Here is an 18,563-nt window from a genome sequence, read left to right on the forward strand (position 1 = left end):
AAACAAGGTGGACTGAAAAACGGGCTGAAGCATGAGCGGTCCCTCGCGCAAGAAATTAGTCGCGGGAACTGTGCGGGGGATCAAAGAGGAAAGAAGTCAGGCGAGTAGGCAAAGGATGTAGGACTAATCTGCAATCCAGCATCAAGCGAAAAACGTGCAGGCAGAAACGTAAACGCGGCGTGAGGAAAACCTCACGCCGCGTTTACTTAGAAGATATACATGGAATTACTGCGTTGAATCACCAGCCTTCAGCTGTTGCAGCTTCAGCTCGGCCAACGGATGCCCGGCCTTGGCGGCCATGCTCCACCAACGAGCGGCCTCAACGGGATCCGGCGCCTTGCTCGGGGTACCGGCGAGGCTGATCACGCCAACTTGATAAGCGGCTTTACCGTCGCCGGCCAACGCCGCCAGACGCAGCAGACGCACGCCTTCTTCACGCGCGCCCAACCCGACGCCGCGAAAAGTCAGAATGTGCCCATAAAAGCTTTGAGCATCGACATCGCCGAGGTTGGCCATGCGCGCGAACTGGCCTTCAAGCCAGCGCCAGCCACGCGGCTGGCGAACGAACCACGACCAATGAAACAGCCGGCGGGCCAGCCAGTAACCGGCCCGCGCCTTGAGCCGCAGAAACACTCAGGCCTCCGCCGATTCCGGGTATTCGTATTCGAAGACCCGCACCACTTCCGACGCATGCCAGGACGCCGCCGCGACGCCATCCGACGGCCCGGAAAAACGCCCCAGACGCTCGACACATTCAAAGAACCCGGTACGTGGCAAACGACTGGCGCCCTGACTGATGACCAGCGAACTGCGCAACGGCTGCTCGGCTTTGGCGTCCAGTGCGGCCAGATGCTCCAGTGCAGCCGTCAACGTCTGCATCGCCGGAGTCGGTAGCTGCAAACGCTCAAGCAAGGCTCGATAGGTCAGAAGATGGCGCTGACGACGCGCCTGGTCCAGTTCCCCCAGCAATCCGTCCCAATGTTGACGGCTGATGCGTACGCTCACGATTCATCCCTCCAACCTGGCACCGTCAGTTCCCAGGCCAGGCTGCGGCGAATCGCGGCGTCGGGCTGACGCTCACCACTTTCGATCATGGCCAGGTAAGACGGGCTGATGCCTACCGTGCGGGCCAGCGCCTCGATGGCGATGCCCTTCCCTTCGCGCAAACTGCGTAATTGATCCAGACCCGGAAGAATCGGCTCCGGCGAGGTGGCGAGCGGCGCTGCTGGCTGCGGCGCCGGTGTTGCGTTGATCCCTGCTGCTTTCAGTAAAGCCTGATATTGAGCCCACGGCAGAACCGCGTATTCGGGTTCGCCATCGCGTGCAATTATCTGAATATCCATGACTACCCCGTAGGACAACACCACTTAGCGAGTCGGCACTTTTCCCTAGAAGTGTAATCCTAACAGCGGCTAAGGTCGCGAGTGGTATCTATCTGTAGGCAGTCTTGGTCAGTCAGGGCTTTTTCGGGCCTTGCAGCTGCAATTGTTCAGGGGTATCAGGGAGGCGTTCAACCACCGCCAGCTTTTCGGGCTGCTGGCGTTTGCGCCACAGGCGAAAGGCGTTGAGCTCGTCATCGAGGGTTTTCATCAGCCAGGCGAGGACAGCGATGTCATCGAGCATGCCGAACATGGGAATGAAATCCGGAATGGCATCGACCGGGCTGAGGAAATACATCAGGCCCGCCACCACCGAAATCAGCGACTTGGCACTGATCGCGCGATACTCGCCACGCCAGTAGGCCAGGCATAACGACTGCAGCAAGCGCAGATCATCCTTGAGTTTGCCCAAGCGATTGCCTTGCGCGGCGCCTTTGCTGGCCACGGCAAACAATAGGGTCGGCAGGCGTCCACGGGCCAGCAGGCGACCGGCCAACGGCAGGAATCGAGCGAAATTCCACGGAGCTTTCATCTATTCTTCCCGTTGAAATGTTATCCACACAAATTGTGGATAACCTTGTGAACAGAGCTGCATTTCAGCGCTGAGAGCCCCGTTTCATAAGGGCTGCGCTCAGATCGGGCGTTTTTTACTCACATAAAAAAGCCCAATATTTCATTGACTTGGCAGCTCAGGGCGTCTAGCGCGGGCGGCCTCAAAGCTATGACTGTGTTGAACGGCGTCAGTTCGCTCTGTTTACCTTTCCCGACCTGCAGATGCAACAACGCCCCGCATGTGCGAGGCGTTGTTTTCGAGCCGTTGCGTGTTACTTGGCAGCGGCGTCTTCTTTGGCTGGATCCTTGATGGCCAGCAGTTCCAGGTCGAAAACCAGAACCGAGTTGGCCGGGATTGCCGGGCTTGGCGACTGAGCGCCGTAAGCCAGATCGCTAGGGATGTACAGTTTGTACTTCTCGCCAACGTGCATCAGTTGCAGACCTTCAACCCAACCCGGGATCACGCCACTGACTGGCAGATCGATCGGGCTGCCGCGCTCGACGGAGCTGTCGAACACGGTGCCGTTGGTCAGCTTGCCGGTGTAGTGAACAGTGACGACGTCGGTCGGCTTAGGCTGTGGGCCATCGGCTTTCTTCACTACTTCGTACTGCAGGCCCGAAGCGGTGGTGGTGACACCGGCCTTCTTGCCGTTTTCTTCGAGGAATTTCTTGCCGGCGGCTGCCGACTCTTCACTCATCTTGGCCATACGCTCTTCAGCACGCTTTTGCAGCGAGGCGAAGGCTTCGACCAGTTCTTCATCTTTCAGCTTCTGTTCTTTCTTGCCAACGGCATCTTCGATGCCCTGGGCTACCGCTTTGGAGTCCAGATCATCCATGCCTTCCTGGGCAAGGCTTTTGCCCATGTTCAGGCCGATGCCGTAGGAAGCTTTTTGCGCCGGGGTTTTCAGCTCTACGCTGGTCTGCGAGTCACAACCCGCGAGTACCAGGCTAACCAGGGCTACCGCCGCCGCCAACCGATGCTGTTTCATGCTATTTCCTTGTTCATGCGCCGAATGGGCAATCGAGTAAAGCCGCGAGCTTATCAGGCCGCCACGACCAATGGCTACCGGCATGAGAGCAGGAATCTTCCGATAAGTTCAGGGATTAAAACGCATTTGGACGATGGCTGGATGAAGCTTCTGTCATCCGTGAACGACAAGGCTCGTCGGCTCACGGCTCAACATCTGGCGTAATGGCCACTTGCCCAGCCAGCGCCGCTCAGGCATAACAGCGCAACAATTCGACAAGGATGTTCAACTTGCGCCTCTTATTCCGCGTTATCAGTCTGGTGATCGTGCTGGCGTTAATCGCCGTGGCGGTGATTACCTATTACGTCGCCAATCCGAAATTGCCCTTCTACACCCCGCCGCAACAGGTACGTTACCTGGATCAATGGAGCGAAGAGCAACGGCAGACCTACTACTTCACGCCCCAAGGTACGCAAGTCAAAGGCCTGCGTTACGAGTGGTTCCAGGCATTGGAATTGCCCTTCTCCGAGCAGCGCTTCGCCTCCCCTGAATATCTCGCCCGTTTCGGCTTCCTGGTCGACCCGCAGCAGAAATCTAGCCCGAACAACCCCGGCAACCTCCCCGTCGGTTTTGCCCGGCACCAGAATCCCGGCAACGCCTCGGAGCGTTATCTGGACATCACCTGCGCCGCTTGCCACACCGGCGAGTTGCGCTTCAAAGGCCAGGCCGTGCGCATTGATGGCGGCACCGCACAGCACGTGTTGCCTTCCAGCGTTCCTACTTTGCGCGGTGGCAGTTTCGGACAGGCCCTGGTCGCCAGTCTCGCCTCGACTTACTACAACCCATGGAAGTTTGAGCGCTTCGCCCGCCAGGTGCTCGGAGATGATTACGAAGCGCGCCGCGAACAATTGCGCAGCGAGTTCAAGACCTCACTGAACACCTTCGTCAAAGTGGCCTGGAACGACACCCATCGCGGCCTCTATCCGACCGAGGAAGGCCCGGGGCGTACCGACGCGTTTGGACGAATTGCCAACGCGACGTTTGGCGATGCGATTTCCCCTGCCAACTACCGCGTGGCCGATGCCCCGGTGGATTACCCGCAGCTGTGGGACATGTGGACGTTTGACTGGGTGCAGTGGAATGGCTCGGCCCAGCAGCCGATGGCGCGCAATATCGGCGAAGCGCTCGGCGTCGGTGCCACGCTGAATTTCTTCGACGCCAACGGTCAGCCGCTGCAAGGCGCTGAGCGCTATCCCTCCAGCGTGCGCGTGCGCGATCTGCACGCCATCGAAGAAACCTTGCAGCAGCTGAAGCCGCCAACCTGGCCGGAAGATCTGTTCGGTGCGATCGACAAGCCGCTGGCCGCCAGAGGCCGCGCGCTGTTCGCGGAAAACTGCGCCGGCTGCCATGTCCCGCGCCAATCGCAGGAAGGCGAACGCTGGGTGCAGCACTTGCACATGATTCCCGTGGAGGTGATCGGCACCGATCCGAATGCGGCCAACAACATTGCCAGTCACCGTTTCGACCTGAGCGCACTGCAATGGGATGTCAATGAGCTGAAAAAGATGGACGTCAAACTGCACCCCGAACCCAAGGAGCCGCTTGATCTGAGCCAATTGTCGGTGGCCAAGGGCCTGGCTTACGTCACCGCATTCGTGGAAAACCGTGCCTATCGCGACGCGCAGATCACGCCGGAAGAAGAACCGCGCATGGATGGTTTCGGCCTGCCGATCGGCGTGCGCGAGAAAGTCGCTTACAAGGCTCGACCGCTGGCAGGCGTGTGGGCGACTGCGCCGTTTCTGCACAACGGTTCGGTGCCGAGCATCTATCAGTTGCTGTCACCGCAGGATGAGCGCTCCACCACCTTCTATAAAGGCACGCTCGAATACGACCCGCGCCACCTCGGCTATCGCACCGAGCCTTTCACCAACGGTTTTCTGTTCGACACGCGCATCAGCGGCAACCACAACAGCGGCCACGAATTCCGCGCCGGCGCTCGCGGCAACGGAGTGATCGGCCGACTCCTGCAACCCGAGGAGCGCTGGGCGCTGCTCGAATACCTGAAAGTACTAGGCGGACCACTGGAGGCGCAGTTGCCATGATCATGCCGACATTCAAAAAAGAACTGCCGCCACTCGCGCGTTTCTGGCTGTGGTTGGGGCGTTTGCTTGGCAAGACGCTGCTGATCCTACTGGTCATCGCCCTGCTCGGCTGGGCCATCGCCACCGCATGGTTTGCCTGGCAGCATCGCGGGCCGGTGTCCGCGCAGGAACAGATTCCAGCAGGCGAAGCGGCGATGACCCAGGACGTCATCCAAACCGCAGTGCGCATCGTCGACCAGCACCGCGAACCCACGCGTTATCTGCGCGATGCCCACGCCAAGGCGCATGGCTGCGTGAAGGCGCAAGTGCAGGTGTTACCGGAACTGGCGCAATCGCTGCGACAGGGTGTGTTCAGCGAGCCGGGCAAGACCTGGCAGGCGCTGATCCGGTTGTCCAACGGCAATGCCTATCCGCAATTCGACAGCATTCGCGACGCGCGCGGGATGGCAATCAAGCTGTTCGAGGTTCCTGGCACGCAACTGCTCGGCAACCGCCAGGACCAGCATGAACAGGATTTCGTGATGTTCAGCCATCCGAATTTCTTTGTCAGCAATGTCGCCGAGTACCGTCAGAATGTGGCGGCGCAGGCTGACGGCAAGAGGGTCATGGCGTTTTTTCCGACATGGGATCCGCGCACCTGGCAGGTCCGTCATCTATTCATCGCGTTGGCAACCCTGTCAGCGCCGCCGGACAGTCCGACCGAGACCACATATTTCTCGGTATCGCCCTACAAGTTCGGTGAGGCCAATGCGAAATTCCGCGTCGTGCCGGATCCGGAGCGTTGCCCGGCGTATACGCTGCCCAAACAAAATCACGACCTGCCGAATTTTCTGCGCAGTGCATTGAATCAACAGTTGTCGACGGATCAGGTGCCGGCGTGTTTTGCCCTGCAGATCCAGCGCCAGGACGCGAACAAATACATGCCGATCGAGGACACGAGCATTGAGTGGCGTGAGCAGGATGCACCGTTTGCAACGGTGGCGCGGATCACCCTGCCCGCGCAGGACTTCGACACGCCGGCGCTGAATCTGCAATGCGACAACCTGTCGTTCAACCCGTGGTTCGGCATCGAGGCGCATCGGCCGATTGGCGGGATCAATCGCTTGCGCAAGGCAGTGTACGAGGCGGTGAGCGATTATCGGCATGCCCGCAATGCGGCGCAGTAGCGCGGCGATTTTATAAATCGCAGACAGCAAAAAGCCCGCACAAGGCGGGCTTTTTGTGGTGTCTGGCGTTCAGTTCCAGATACCGAATATGGCGCAGCGGACGGGACTCGAACCCGCGACCCCCGGCGTGACAGGCCGGTATTCTAACCGACTGAACTACCGCTGCGCGAAACGCTTGAAACGAATGGTGGGTGATGACGGGATCGAACCGCCGACATTCTGCTTGTAAGGCAGACGCTCTCCCAGCTGAGCTAATCACCCTTCGCTTCGTTACGGGGCGCATTATGCCACAGGTTTTCGTAAAGCGTTGATTTAATTGAATATTTTTCAAAAAAATCTGAAAACCGGTGAAACGATACATCCCGCGGGTACAACCTTGAGACAGAAAAAAACCCGCTTCAGCGGGTTCTTCCGTGGCGACCTGGCGTTCAGTGGTCCAGGTTACCGAATATGGCGCAGCGGACGGGACTCGAACCCGCGACCCCCGGCGTGACAGGCCGGTATTCTAACCGACTGAACTACCGCTGCGCTAAACACTTGAAACGAATGGTGGGTGATGACGGGATCGAACCGCCGACATTCTGCTTGTAAGGCAGACGCTCTCCCAGCTGAGCTAATCACCCTTCGCTTCGGTGTGGCGCGCATTCTACGGAGCACCCTAACCTCTGGCAAGCACTTTTTTAAATAATTTTCCGAGGCCTTCCAAAGGCTTAGAGAAGGGTTGGCCTATGCCCCGGCGAAGACAATAATGCCCCCCTTTGTATAAAGGAGTGACTCGCCCCATGTGGTTCAAGAACCTGCTGATCTATCGCCTGACCCAAGACCTGCCTGTCGATGCCGAGGCGCTGGAAACTGCACTGGCGACCAAACTGGCGCGGCCGTGTGCAAGCCAGGAGCTGACCACTTACGGTTTCGTGGCGCCGTTCGGCAAGGGCGAAGATGCGCCGCTGGTGCACGTCAGCGGCGATTTCCTGCTGATCTCTGCGCGCAAGGAAGAACGTATTCTGCCGGGCAGCGTCGTGCGTGACGCGGTCAAGGAAAAGGTCGAGGAGATCGAAGCCGAGCAGATGCGCAAGGTCTATAAGAAGGAACGCGATCAGATCAAGGATGAAATCATCCAGGCCTTTCTGCCGCGCGCGTTCATTCGTCGTTCGTCGACCTTTGCCGCGATCGCGCCGAAACAGGGCCTGATCCTGGTCAACTCGGCCAGCCCGAAACGCGCCGAAGACCTGCTGTCGACCCTGCGCGAAGTGATCGGCACCCTGCCCGTGCGTCCGCTGACCGTGAAAATGGCACCGACTGCGGTGATGACCGAGTGGGTCACCACGCAGAAAGCCGCCGACGATTTCTATGTGCTGGACGAGTGCGAACTGCGCGACACACACGAAGACGGCGGCATCGTCCGTTGCAAGCGTCAGGACCTGACCAGCGAAGAAATCCAGCTGCACCTGAGCACCGGCAAAGTCGTCACTCAGCTGTCGCTGGCCTGGCAGGACAAACTGTCGTTCATGCTCGACGACAAGATGACCGTCAAACGCCTGAAATTCGAGGATCTGCTGCAGGATCAGGCGGAACAGGACGGTGGCGACGAAGCCCTGGGCCAACTGGATGCCAGTTTCACCCTGATGATGCTGACCTTCGGCGACTTCCTGCCGGCACTGGTTGAAGCGTTGGGTGGGGAAGAGATGCCGCAGGGGATCTGACTCTGACGAGTATTTAACCTGTGGGAGCGAGCCTGCTCGCGAATGCGGTGTGCCAACAACATTAATGTGTCTGGCTCACCGCATTCGCGAGCAGGCTCGCTCCCACAATGTTTTGTGGTGTAACCAAAAATAAGGATCAAGCCATGCGCGCACTGGCTGCACTCAGCCGCTTTGTCGGCAATACGTTCGCTTACTGGGTTCTGATATTCGCCGTCGTGGCCTTTCTGCAACCGGCGTGGTTCATCGGCCTGAAAAGCGCGATCGTACCGCTGCTGGGTCTGGTGATGTTCGGCATGGGCCTGACCCTCAAACTCGACGACTTCGCTGCCGTCGCTCGCCATCCGTGGCGGGTGGCGCTGGGCGTGGTTGCGCATTTCGTGATCATGCCCGGTGTGGCGTGGTTGCTCTGCCAGGTGTTTCACCTGCCGCCGGAAATCGCCGTCGGGGTGATTCTGGTCGGTTGCTGCCCGAGCGGCACCTCTTCGAACGTGATGACCTGGCTGGCACGCGGTGATCTGGCGCTTTCAGTGGCGATTGCCGCGGTCACCACCCTGCTCGCCCCACTGTTGACCCCGGCGCTGATCTGGCTGCTGGCCTCGGCGTGGCTGCCGGTATCGTTCATGGAGCTGTTCTGGTCGATCCTGCAAGTGGTGCTGTTGCCGATCGTTCTCGGCGTGGTCGCGCAGCGGCTGCTCGGCGACAAGGTGCGGCATGCGGTGGATGTGTTGCCGCTGGTGTCGGTGGTCAGCATCGTGATTATTGTCACCGCCGTGGTGGCGGAGAGTCAGGCGAAAATCGCCGAGTCCGGCCTGCTGATCATGGCCGTGGTCATGCTGCACAACAGCTTCGGTTACTTGCTCGGCTACTTCACCGGGCGCCTGTTCGGCTTGCCGCTGGCGCAGCGCAAGTCGCTGGCACTGGAAGTCGGCATGCAGAATTCGGGGCTGGGCGCGGCATTGGCCAGTGCGCATTTCTCGCCACTGGCGGCGGTGCCGAGCGCGCTGTTCAGCGTTTGGCACAATATTTCCGGAGCACTGCTGTCGACGTACTTCCGGCGCATGAGCGAGAAGGAAGACCGCGACAACCTCGCGCAACGGGCTGCCGATTGAGGCTGAAAACTTGATCCCCGGGTTAATGCTCGTCAGTATATTGCGCAACGCGGGGACGACCCTGCGGCTCGATCGAGTCATTAATCTGGGGACGACCCCGTCAATCGATGGAGGTCCTGCATGTCCTGGATCATTCTGTTTTGCGCCGGCCTGTTCGAAGTCGGCTGGGCCGTCGGCCTGAAATACACCGACGGCTTCACCCGCCCGCTCCCCACCGCCCTGACCGTTGCCGCCATGGCCATCAGCCTTGGTTTGCTCGGTCTGGCGATGAAGGAATTGCCGTTGGGTACGGCGTATGCGATCTGGACCGGTGTCGGTGCCGTGGGCACGGTGATCGCCGGGATCATTCTGTTTGGCGAGTCGATGGCATTGATTCGGCTGGTCAGTGTGGGGTTGATCGTCACCGGGTTGATCGGACTCAAGGTCAGCGCTTAGGCCACCGGCCCCATCGCTGGCAAGCCAGCTCCCACAAGATTGGTGTACACCATCGAACCTGTGGGAGCTGGCTTGCCAGCGATGAGGGCCGTCCAGTCAACGACTATCTGACGGATCCGCGCAACTCCCCCACCAACACCTGCAACTTCGCCGGCTCCGTCCCTTCGGTAATCGCCGGCCCCGCCACCAGCGTCACCCGCGACCACAAGCGATGGAACAAACCCTTGTTCGGATCGCGACTGAAGAAACTCCCCCACAATCCTTGCAACGCCAGCGGAATCACCGGTACCGGCGTCTCCTCCAGAATGCGCGTCACGCCGCCGCGAAACTCGTTGATCTCGCCATCGGCGGTCAATTTACCTTCCGGGAAAATGCACACCAGCTCACCGTCCTTCAGATATTGGGCAATGCGCGTGAAGGCTTTTTCGTAGATCTGGATATCTTCCTGGCGCCCGGCGATAGGAATCGCGCCCGCCGTGCGAAAGATGAAGTTCAGCACCGGCAGGTTGTAGATCTTGTAGTACATGACAAAGCGAATCGGCCTACGCACGGCACCGCCGATGAGCAAGGCGTCAACGAACGACACGTGGTTGCACACCAGCAGCGCCGCGCCCTCGTCCGGGATCGCTTCAAGGTTGCGGTGCTCGACGCGGTACATGGAATGGCTGAGCAGCCAGATCATGAAGCGCATGCTGAATTCCGGAACGATCTTGAAGATGTAGGCGTTGACGCCGATGTTCAGCAGCGACACCACCAGGAACAGTTGCGGGATCGACAGTTTGGCGACGCTCAACAACACGATCGAAACAATCGCCGACACCACCATAAACAGCGCGTTGAGAATGTTGTTGGCGGCAATCACCCGCGCCCGCTCGTTTTCAGCCGTGCGCGACTGGATCAGCGCGTACAGCGGCACAATATAGAAGCCACCGAAAATGCCCAGGCCAAGGATGTCGATCAACACCGCCCAGGTGTGCACGAAGCCCAGCACGGCAATCCAGCTATGGCCGGTGACGCTGTCCGGGATCCCACCGGAATGCCACCACAGCAACAGGCCGAACACGGTCAGGCCAAACGAGCCAAAAGGCACCAGTCCGATCTCGACTTTGCGCCCGGAGAGCTTCTCGCAGAGCATCGAACCCAGCGCGATGCCCACCGAGAACACGGTCAGGATCAGCGTGACCACGGTTTCGTCACCGTGCATCCATTCCTTGGCGTAGGCCGGGATCTGCGTCAGGTAAATCGCGCCGACAAACCAGAACCACGAGTTACCGACAATCGAGCGCGACACCGCAGGCGTCTGGCCCAGACCGAGTTTCAGCGTCGCCCAGGACTGGCTGAAGATATTCCAGTTCAGGCGCATTTCCGGCGACGAGGCCGCCGCGCGCGGAATGCTGCGGCTGGCCAGATAACCCAGCACGGCAATGCCGACGATCGCTGCGGAGACTACCGGCGCGTAGTGCTCGGACGACATCATGATCCCGGCGCCGATGGTGCCGGCGAGAATAGCCAGAAACGTGCCCATTTCCACCAGACCGTTGCCGCCGACCAGTTCATCGTCGCGCAAGGCCTGCGGCAGGATCGAATACTTCACCGGGCCGAACAACGCCGAGTGCGTGCCCATGGCGAACAGTGCCACCAGCATCAGCGACAGATGATCGAAGAGGAAGCCGATCGATCCTACGGCCATGATGGCGATTTCCGCGAGTTTGATCAGACGGATCAGCGCGTCCTTGGCGAATTTTTCCCCGAACTGCCCGGCCAGCGCCGAGAACAGGAAAAACGGCAGGATAAACAGCAGCGCGCAGAGGTTGACCCAGATCGAGCGATCGCCCTCGATGGTCAACCGATAGAGGATGGCGAGGATCAACGACTGCTTGAACACGTTGTCGTTGAACGCGCCGAGCGACTGGGTAATAAAGAAGGGCAAAAAGCGCCGGGTGCGCAACAGGTTGAACTGTGAGGGGTGACTCATCTTCCGTGTTTCCTGATGTTAGGTAGTGAGGCCTGGGTGCTTGTTATTGGATTCCCGCACCACGATCCAGGCCACACCTTACCTAAACTTTTCGGATTATTTCTTCAAACCTGCAATACACGGCGAGACAAACAGCTCGCCACGCCACGCGCCCTGCACGGTGCGCTTGCCGACGATCAGCCACATTGCCGCCAACAAAATCACCAGCGCCGTACCGAACACACTGAAAAATGTCAGGTTGAGGATACTTGCCAGTTTCAGCGTCGCCAGCGAATACACGCCCAATGGGAAGGTGAAGCCCCACCAGCCGAGGTTGAACGGAATGCCGTCACGCAGATAACGCACGGTGATCAACAGTGCCATCAACATCCACCACAGACCAAAACCCCACAGCGTGATCCCAGCGACCAGACCCAGGCCGGAAGCGATCTCACCGACACCGGGCAGACCATTCGCGGCAAAAATCGCTGGCGCCTCACCGCCCAACAGCAACATGCCCAGCGCACCGGTGCCGATCGGCCCCAGCGCCAGCCAGCTCGACGCGGCCATGTTTTCGTGGGGCAGTTTGTGCAAGGCCATGCGCAGCAACAGAATGGTGAGAATGCTGAACGCCACCGGCAGGGAGAATGCCCAAAGCACATAGCTGGTAGTCAGTACGATCAGTTGCCCATGGGCGTCGGTCAGATGCGGGGCGAGCAAGCCGCCGCTGCCCGCTGCCACTTCCGCCGCCACTACCGGCAGCAACCAGACCGCGGTCATCTGATCGATGCTGTGTTCCTGGCGGGTAAACATCATGTACGGAATCAGCACACCGCAGGCCAGCGACATCGCCACATCGATCCACCACAACACTTCAACAAGTTGAATAACACCGTCGCCCCAGCGCGGCAGGCCGAACAACAGAAAGCCGTTAATGATCGTCGCCAGGCCCATGGGAATGGTGCCGAAGAACATCGACACGGTGGAATGACCGAAAATCCGCCGCGCCTCGTCAAAGAACAAAATCCAGCGCGCGGCGTAGGCAGCAGTAAACAAGCTGAACAACAGAATGTTGAACAGCCACAGCCCCTCGGCCACGACGCGTAATCCGGGAATGGCCAGCGGTAACTGGGCAAGAGCCAATGCCAGCACACCGGTGCCCATAGTCGCGGCGAACCAGTTCGGCGTGAACTGGCGGATCACTTCACGCGGATGCTGAAGCTGGCTGAGAGGTTTGTAGCCGGGGGTGACACTGTTGGGGCAAATCATCATGAACTCCTGTCCTCTGGTGAGGTTGAATCCATGGTAGATCCGAATCGAATATCGATATAACGGGTAATATCTCTAACTGTTATCTGTTTTGCAGATAAGCATCTACACGCACTTAATGAGCGCTGCAAACTCCGCTCGCCCGCGGACGCAGACTGAGCAGCAGCGCAGTCACGGCCAGCACGATCAACACAACGCCGTATCCGTCGGTGGTCGCCAGCAGTCCAAAGTTGCGCGCCAGATACCCGGCCAGCAGCGCCGGCAAACAGAACGCCAGATAACTGAGCACGTAGTACGCCGACATCAACCCGGCTCGTTCATGCGGCAAGGCCAGCGGCACCAGGCTGCGCACCGCTCCGAGAAAGCCCGAACCAAAGCCGCAACCGGCGACCAGTGTGCCGAAGAAAAACAACGACAGACTGGCGCCATGCACGCCGAGCAGAATCAGCACTAGCCCAACCGGCAGCAAGCTCGCACCCAGCCGCAACGCCTGAGCGGCCGGACGATTGCGCATCATGAAAATCATCAACGCACCGGTCACGGTGAGCGCCGCGACCGTAGCGCCGCCGATCAGATTGGAGGTAGAACCAGTGGCCGTGCGCACCAATGACGGTGCCAGCGAGGCATAAAAACCACCGAGCGCCCAGGTTGCAGTGTTCAGCGGCAGCACTCGCCACAACGTTGAACGCGCTTGCACCGGCACGTGCAGGGTAGGTCGCAACGACGCCAGCGCCCCACCTTGCCGCGAGACACTCTCCGGCAGGCGCCAGACATACACGCCTTGCAACACAAACAGTGCCAACAGTAACCAGTAAGTCAGCTGTAACGGCGCCGGCGCGAATTCCGCCAGCAAGCCACAGCCCAAACCGCCCAGAGCCATACCCAGTAATGGCGCGACGCTGTTAACCAGCGGCCCCTGCTGGCGATCGGTATCGAGCAATGTTGCGCTCAAAACGGCGGTGGCCATGCCGGTGGCGAAACCCTGCAGCACCCGCGCGCCGATCAACCACGCCACGCTGTCGGCATAAATGAACAGTAGCATGGCCAGCGCATTGAGCAACACGGCGGTGAAGATCACCGGTTTGCGTCCGAGATGGTCGGAAAGCGAACCGACCGTCAGCAACGCTGCCAACAGACTCAAGGCGTATACGGCAAAAATCAGCGTAAGCATCGCTGCCGAGAAATGCAGTTGATCCTGATACAAGTGATACAACGGCGTCGGCGCGGTGGAAGCGGCGAGAAAACTGAGTAAGGTGATCGCCAGAAACCACAAGCTCGACCGGTGGGAAGCGAAACTATTCAAGGGGCTGGTCATGGGCACACTCCGCAAAAGCTAATTTTTTGCTTTTGCTGAGTGTGCTACCGCCCAGCGCTTAAAGCAAATTCTTTGTGTTAAGGTCTGCCGCATGGCTATTAAAGAAGGTTTACGCCCCGGTGGCCGCAGTGCCCGGGTGCAGGAGTCGATTCATTCGGCGGTCAATGCGCTGCTGCAAGAACAGGAGCGTTCCACTGTGACCGTTCCGCAAATCGCCGCCCGCGCGGGGGTTACGCCGTCGACGATTTATCGACGCTGGGGCGATCTGGCGGCATTGCTGGCGGACGTCGCCCTCGCCCGCATGCGCCCGGACAGCGAGCCGGCGAGCACTGGCAGCCTGCGCGGCGATATCCGCGCCTGGGCCGAGCAGTATCTTGACGAGATGAGTTCAGAGGTCGGGCGCAACATGATGCGCGACGTGCAGGCCAGCGCTACGCCGGGCTATTGCGTGACGATCATCGGTGCGCAGTTGCAGACCATTGTCGATCGCTATCCGCATGAGAAGGCGCCGAGTGTCGACCGCTTGATCAATCTGGTGGTGGCGCCGGTGGTGTTCCGGATTCTGTTTTCGGCGGCGGCGCTGGAGGTTGATGAGCTCCATCGCCTGATCGATATTGCGCTGCGTCTGGACTGACGCGCTCGCCCCCACAAGGAAATGCATTCCAATTGTGGGAGCGAGCCTGTTCGCGAAGAGGTCCTCCCAGTCACCACAAGAACCACCCGGTATCCCGCCTGCGACACCCCGCCACGCCACGACCTTGGTCGACACTGACTAACCGCCGCGCCCGTGCGAGACTGTCCGCCCCGGGCAGGAGTGCCGGGGAGTCTTTTGTCGGGGGTGCTGCATGTCGTTGTCCACCGGGCTGATCGCCGTCGTTGCCCTGGCCTACATGGCCATCATGTTCGCAATCGCCTTCTACGGCGACCGTCGCAGCACACCGTTGCCGCCACGGGTGCGCGCCTGGGTGTACAGCCTGTCGCTGGCGGTTTACTGCACCAGTTGGACGTTCTTCGGCGCGGTCGGTCAGGCGGCGGAACAACTGTGGTCATTCCTGCCGATCTACCTCGGGCCGATCCTGCTGCTGGTCGGCGCGCCGTGGGTCCTGCAGAAAATGGTGATGATCAGCAAACAGGAGAACATCACCTCCATCGCCGACTTCATCGCCGCGCGCTACGGCAAATCGCAATCGCTGGCGGTGGTGGTGGCGCTGATCTGTCTGGTCGGCGTGTTGCCCTATATTGCCCTGCAACTCAAAGGCATCGTCCTCGGCGTGAACCTGTTGATCGGCGCCGGCGCCGATGCCATGGGCACCCGCGCCCAGGACACGGCGCTGATCGTGTCGCTGGTGCTGGCGTTGTTCACCATCGTTTTCGGTACGCGCAACCTCGACGCCACCGAACACCACCGTGGCATGGTGCTGGCGATCGCGTTCGAGTCGCTGGTCAAGCTGTTCGCCTTTCTCGCCGTCGGCGCCTTCGTCACGTACGGTCTGTATGACGGTTTCGACGACCTGTTCAATCAGGCAATGCTCGCCCCGCGCCTTGAGGCGTATTGGAAGGAAACCATCAACTGGCCATCGATGGTGGTGCAGACCGGCGTGGCGATGATGGCGATCATCTGCCTGCCGCGGCAATTTCACGTCACCGTGGTGGAGAACATCGACCCGCAGGATCTGCGTCTGGCGAAATGGGTGTTCCCCGCCTATCTGGCATTGGCCGCACTGTTTGTAGTCCCTATCGCCCTTGCCGGTCAGATGATGCTGCCCAGCGATGTACTGCCCGACTCGTTCGTGATCAGCCTGCCGCTGGCCCAGGCCCATCCGGCGCTGGCGATGCTGGCGTTTATTGGTGGCGCATCGGCAGCGACCGGCATGGTGATTGTCGCCAGCGTTGCGCTGTCGACCATGGTTTCCAACGACATGCTGTTGCCGTGGCTGTTGCGCCGCAACAACGCCGAGCGCCCGTTCGAGGTGTTCCGCCAGTGGATGCTCTCGGTGCGCCGCGTGAGCATCGTAGTGATTCTGCTGCTGGCCTACGTCAGTTATCGCTTGCTTGGCTCGACCGCGAGCCTGGCGACCATCGGCCAGATCGCCTTCGCCGCGGTTACGCAACTGGCGCCAGCCATGCTCGGCGCGCTGTACTGGAAACAGGCCAACCGCCGGGGCGTGTTCGCCGGCCTCGCCACCGGCACTTTCCTGTGGTTTTACACACTGGTGCTGCCGATTGCCGCGCACAGTCTCGGCTGGTCACTGGCGAGCTTCCCCGGCTTGGCGTGGCTGCACAGCAATCCGCTGAACCTGCCGATCACCCCGTTGACCCAAGGCGTGGTGCTGTCGCTGGCGGGTAATTTCACCCTGTTCGCCTGGGTCTCGGTGCTGTCGCGCACGCGGGTTTCCGAGCACTGGCAGGCCGGGCGTTTTATCGGTCAGGAAATCAGCGCACGACCTAATGCTCGTTCGATGCTGGCGGTACAGATCGACGATCTGCTGCAACTGGCGGCGCGTTTTGTCGGCGAAGAACGCGCGCGGCAGAGCTTCATTCGCTTCGCCTACCGCCAGGGCAAGGGCTTCAACCCCAACCAGAACGCCGACAGCGAATGGATTGCCCACACCGAACGCTTGCTCGCCGGTGTCCTCGGCGCTTCTTCGACGCGCGCCGTAGTAAAGGCCGCCATCGAAGGTCGGGAAATGCAGTTGGAGGACGTAGTCCGAATCGCTGACGAAGCCTCGGAAGTGCTGCAGTTCAACCGCGCCCTGCTGCAAGGCGCGATCGAGAACATCACCCAGGGCATCAGCGTGGTCGACCAGTCGCTGAAACTGGTGGCGTGGAACCGGCGTTATCTGGAGCTGTTCAACTACCCCGACGGCCTGATCAGCGTCGGCCGGCCGATTGCCGACATCATTCGCTACAACGCCGAACGCGGCTTGTGCGGCCCCGGCGAAGCGGAAGTGCACGTCGCGCGACGCTTGCACTGGATGCGTCAGGGCCGTGCGCACACTTCCGAACGGCTATTCCCCAATGGCCGGGTAATCGAGCTGATCGGCAACCCGATGCCTGGCGGCGGTTTCGTCATGAGCTTCACCGACATTACCGCGTTCCGCGAAGCCGAACAGGCGCTGACCGAGGCCAACGAAGGGCTGGAACAACGGGTCAGCGAGCGCACCCAGGAACTGTCGCAACTAAACGTCGCGCTCACCGAAGCCAAGGGCAATGCCGAGGCGGCCAACCAGTCGAAAACCCGCTTCCTCGCCGCGGTCAGCCACGACTTGATGCAACCGCTGAACGCCGCGCGACTGTTCTCCGCCGCCCTCTCCCACCAGAACGAAGGCTTGAGCGCAGAGGCGCAGCAGCTGGTGCAACACCTCGACAGCTCGCTGCGTTCGGCGGAAGACCTGATCAGCGATCTGCTGGACATCTCGCGCCTGGAAAACGGCAAGATCAACCCGGATCGCAAAGCCTTCGCCGTCAACGAACTGTTCGACACCCTCGGCGCAGAATTCAAGGCGCTGGCTCAAGAGCAAAAGCTCACGTTCCGGGTGCGTGGCAGTCAATTGCGCATCGACAGCGACATCAAACTGCTGCGGCGGATTCTGCAAAACTTCCTCACCAACGCGTTCCGCTACGCCAAGGGTCCGGTGCTGCTGGGCGTGCGTCGGCGTGGTGGCGAGCTGTGCCTGGAAGTCTGGGATCGCGGCCCGGGTATTCCGGAAGACAAGCAGCAAGTGATTTTCGAAGAGTTCAAACGCCTCGACAGCCACCAGACCCGCGCCGAAAAAGGCCTGGGCCTGGGACTGGCGATCGCCGATGGCTTGTGCCGCGTGCTCGGGCACACCCTGCGCGTTCGCTCCTGGCCGGGGCGCGGCAGTGTGTTTAGCGTGACAGTGCCGATCGCCCGCACGCAAACGCCTCCAGTCAGCGCCACGGTGGAACTGAACGGAAAGCTGCTCAGGGGCGCGCAGGTACTGTGCATCGATAACGAAGACAGCATCCTGATCGGCATGAACAGCCTGTTGAGCCGCTGGGGCTGCCAAGTGTGGACGGCGCGCAATCGCGAAGAATGCGCAGCGATATTGAATGAAGGTGTGCGGCCACAACTGGCGCTGGTCGACTATCACCTCGACCACGGCGATACCGGCACAGAGTTGATGGCGTGGTTGCGCACGCGCCTGGGCGAGCCCGTGCCCGGCGTGGTCATCAGCGCGGATGGACGCCCGGAGACCGTGGCGCAAGTGCATGCGGCGGGCCTGGATTACCTGGCCAAACCGGTGAAGCCGGCGGCGTTGCGGGCGCTTTTGAGTCGGTTTTTGCCGTTGTAGAGAGTGATCTTGCAGACGCCTTCGCGAGCAGGCTCGCTCCCACAGAAAAGCAAAGCAGCGAAGCTGCCTGCGGCGCAGCCGCCCCACTCAACAATGAGCGCAAGCTCGAGTGCTTTTGATCTTGATTCACCGGCGACGTCGGAAGGCTGAGCGGAGGGATTGATCCGGGCGTGGGAGCGCAGCGACCGTCTGGCCCAGCCAGACACAGCGGAAGGAGGTGCAGCGAAGCAAACCGGAGCCGCTGCGCCCGGATCGATCCCGGAGCGAAGGGACCCGAGCTTGCGAGGGCCGAACG

At 60.4% G+C, this 18,563-nt stretch carries 15 protein-coding genes and 4 tRNA genes; 7 read left to right on the forward strand and 12 right to left on the reverse strand.

Features of this window, described 5'->3' with window-relative positions:
* Positions 1 to 225: 225 nt before the first annotated feature.
* From JWU58_RS19285 to JWU58_RS19305, 5 genes are all read right to left on the reverse strand, one after another.
* Positions 226 to 633 (reverse strand): SEL1-like repeat protein, encoded by a 408-nt coding sequence (locus JWU58_RS19285; RefSeq protein ID WP_122505980.1) that lies wholly within the window; start codon positions 631 to 633, stop codon positions 226 to 228.
* Positions 634 to 1,005 carry a hypothetical protein gene (locus JWU58_RS19290; RefSeq protein ID WP_003223109.1) on the reverse strand — a complete coding sequence of 124 codons (372 nt, stop codon included), beginning with the start codon at positions 1,003 to 1,005 and terminating at the stop codon, positions 634 to 636.
* Positions 1,002 to 1,343: a helix-turn-helix domain-containing protein gene (locus JWU58_RS19295; RefSeq protein ID WP_016773735.1), complete on the reverse strand. Its 342-nt coding sequence runs from the start codon at positions 1,341 to 1,343 to the stop codon at positions 1,002 to 1,004. The genes JWU58_RS19290 and JWU58_RS19295 overlap by 4 nt, the downstream gene beginning before the upstream one ends.
* 112 nt (positions 1,344 to 1,455) lie before the next feature.
* Entirely contained in the window at positions 1,456 to 1,911 is a 456-nt protein-coding gene (locus JWU58_RS19300) for a YkvA family protein (RefSeq protein WP_016773733.1), read from the reverse strand.
* Positions 1,912 to 2,203: 292 nt separating this feature from the next.
* The gene (locus JWU58_RS19305; RefSeq protein WP_016773732.1) at positions 2,204 to 2,920 is read right to left on the reverse strand and encodes a BamJ family beta-barrel-assembly machinery protein; all 717 of its coding nucleotides are present in this window, start codon (positions 2,918 to 2,920) and stop codon (positions 2,204 to 2,206) included.
* A gap of 269 nt (positions 2,921 to 3,189) precedes the next feature.
* Between JWU58_RS19305 and JWU58_RS19310 the strand changes: the two genes are divergently transcribed.
* Complete coding sequence (locus JWU58_RS19310; protein WP_206420811.1) at positions 3,190 to 5,001, forward strand: di-heme-cytochrome C peroxidase; 1,812 nt, start codon at positions 3,190 to 3,192, stop codon at positions 4,999 to 5,001.
* Positions 4,998 to 6,167 carry a catalase family protein gene (locus JWU58_RS19315; protein WP_206420812.1) on the forward strand — a complete coding sequence of 390 codons (1,170 nt, stop codon included), beginning with the start codon at positions 4,998 to 5,000 and terminating at the stop codon, positions 6,165 to 6,167. The genes JWU58_RS19310 and JWU58_RS19315 overlap by 4 nt, the downstream gene beginning before the upstream one ends.
* Positions 6,168 to 6,256: 89 nt before the next feature.
* On the opposite strand, the gene JWU58_RS19320 is transcribed toward JWU58_RS19315, so the two are convergent.
* The 4 genes from JWU58_RS19320 to JWU58_RS19335 form a co-directional block, all read right to left on the reverse strand.
* Positions 6,257 to 6,333 (reverse strand) — tRNA-Asp (locus JWU58_RS19320).
* A gap of 19 nt (positions 6,334 to 6,352) precedes the next feature.
* A tRNA-Val gene (locus tag JWU58_RS19325) sits at positions 6,353 to 6,428 on the reverse strand.
* A 190-nt stretch (positions 6,429 to 6,618) separates the two neighbouring features.
* Positions 6,619 to 6,695, reverse strand: a tRNA-Asp gene (locus JWU58_RS19330).
* Between the two features lie 19 nt (positions 6,696 to 6,714).
* Positions 6,715 to 6,790: transfer RNA gene (locus tag JWU58_RS19335), tRNA-Val, on the reverse strand.
* 159 nt (positions 6,791 to 6,949) lie between these two features.
* On the opposite strand from JWU58_RS19335, the gene rdgC reads away from it, so the two are divergent.
* The 3 genes from rdgC to sugE all read left to right on the forward strand — a co-directional run bounded on the left by rdgC (position 6,950) and on the right by sugE (position 9,414).
* The gene (gene rdgC, locus JWU58_RS19340) at positions 6,950 to 7,870 is read left to right on the forward strand and encodes a recombination-associated protein RdgC (protein WP_024012190.1); all 921 of its coding nucleotides are present in this window, start codon (positions 6,950 to 6,952) and stop codon (positions 7,868 to 7,870) included.
* 143 nt (positions 7,871 to 8,013) lie between these two features.
* Positions 8,014 to 8,979, forward strand: a complete 966-nt coding sequence (locus tag JWU58_RS19345) for a bile acid:sodium symporter family protein (RefSeq protein WP_206420813.1) — start codon at positions 8,014 to 8,016, stop codon at positions 8,977 to 8,979.
* Between the two features lie 120 nt (positions 8,980 to 9,099).
* On the forward strand, positions 9,100 to 9,414 hold the full coding sequence (sugE, locus tag JWU58_RS19350; protein WP_123442799.1) for a quaternary ammonium compound efflux SMR transporter SugE: 315 nt from the start codon (positions 9,100 to 9,102) through the stop codon (positions 9,412 to 9,414).
* Positions 9,415 to 9,517: 103 nt separating this feature from the next.
* On the opposite strand, the gene JWU58_RS19355 is transcribed toward sugE, so the two are convergent.
* The 3 genes from JWU58_RS19355 to JWU58_RS19365 form a co-directional block, all read right to left on the reverse strand.
* Complete coding sequence (locus tag JWU58_RS19355; RefSeq protein WP_122602267.1) at positions 9,518 to 11,389, reverse strand: MFS transporter; 1,872 nt, start codon at positions 11,387 to 11,389, stop codon at positions 9,518 to 9,520.
* Between the two features lie 96 nt (positions 11,390 to 11,485).
* Entirely contained in the window at positions 11,486 to 12,637 is a 1,152-nt protein-coding gene (locus JWU58_RS19360) for a TDT family transporter (protein ID WP_206420814.1), read from the reverse strand.
* Between the two features lie 115 nt (positions 12,638 to 12,752).
* Positions 12,753 to 13,940 (reverse strand): MFS transporter, encoded by a 1,188-nt coding sequence (locus JWU58_RS19365; protein WP_206422213.1) that lies wholly within the window; start codon positions 13,938 to 13,940, stop codon positions 12,753 to 12,755.
* Between the two features lie 103 nt (positions 13,941 to 14,043).
* Here JWU58_RS19365 and JWU58_RS19370 point away from each other — a divergent pair, with 103 nt between their 5' ends.
* Together JWU58_RS19370 and JWU58_RS19375 are read left to right on the forward strand one after the other, a co-directional pair.
* A complete protein-coding gene (locus JWU58_RS19370; protein ID WP_024012184.1) occupies positions 14,044 to 14,586 on the forward strand; it encodes a TetR/AcrR family transcriptional regulator in 543 nt (180 codons plus the stop codon).
* Between the two features lie 211 nt (positions 14,587 to 14,797).
* Positions 14,798 to 18,268: a hybrid sensor histidine kinase/response regulator gene (locus JWU58_RS19375; protein WP_206420815.1), complete on the forward strand. Its 3,471-nt coding sequence runs from the start codon at positions 14,798 to 14,800 to the stop codon at positions 18,266 to 18,268.
* The last annotated feature ends 295 nt before the right edge of the window (positions 18,269 to 18,563 follow it).

This window comes from Pseudomonas atacamensis (assembly GCF_017167965.1).
GTDB lineage: Bacteria > Pseudomonadota > Gammaproteobacteria > Pseudomonadales > Pseudomonadaceae > Aquipseudomonas > Aquipseudomonas atacamensis.

Bases quoted from the DNA above. Each gene is read 5' to 3' on its own strand.
- JWU58_RS19300 (WP_016773733.1), bottom strand. From the start codon at position 1,911: ATGAAAGCTCCGTGGAATTTCGCTCGATTCCTGCCGTTGGCCGGTCGC.
- JWU58_RS19295 (WP_016773735.1), bottom strand. From the start codon at position 1,343: ATGGATATTCAGATAATTGCACGCGATGGCGAACCCGAATACGCGGTT.
- JWU58_RS19360 (WP_206420814.1), bottom strand. From the start codon at position 12,637: ATGATTTGCCCCAACAGTGTCACCCCCGGCTACAAACCTCTCAGCCAG.
- JWU58_RS19370 (WP_024012184.1), top strand. From the start codon at position 14,044: ATGGCTATTAAAGAAGGTTTACGCCCCGGTGGCCGCAGTGCCCGGGTG.
- sugE (WP_123442799.1), top strand. From the start codon at position 9,100: ATGTCCTGGATCATTCTGTTTTGCGCCGGCCTGTTCGAAGTCGGCTGG.
- JWU58_RS19305 (WP_016773732.1), bottom strand. From the start codon at position 2,920: ATGAAACAGCATCGGTTGGCGGCGGCGGTAGCCCTGGTTAGCCTGGTA.
- JWU58_RS19315 (WP_206420812.1), top strand. From the start codon at position 4,998: ATGATCATGCCGACATTCAAAAAAGAACTGCCGCCACTCGCGCGTTTC.
- JWU58_RS19355 (WP_122602267.1), bottom strand. From the start codon at position 11,389: ATGAGTCACCCCTCACAGTTCAACCTGTTGCGCACCCGGCGCTTTTTG.
- JWU58_RS19345 (WP_206420813.1), top strand. From the start codon at position 8,014: ATGCGCGCACTGGCTGCACTCAGCCGCTTTGTCGGCAATACGTTCGCT.
- rdgC (WP_024012190.1), top strand. From the start codon at position 6,950: ATGTGGTTCAAGAACCTGCTGATCTATCGCCTGACCCAAGACCTGCCT.
- JWU58_RS19375 (WP_206420815.1), top strand. From the start codon at position 14,798: ATGTCGTTGTCCACCGGGCTGATCGCCGTCGTTGCCCTGGCCTACATG.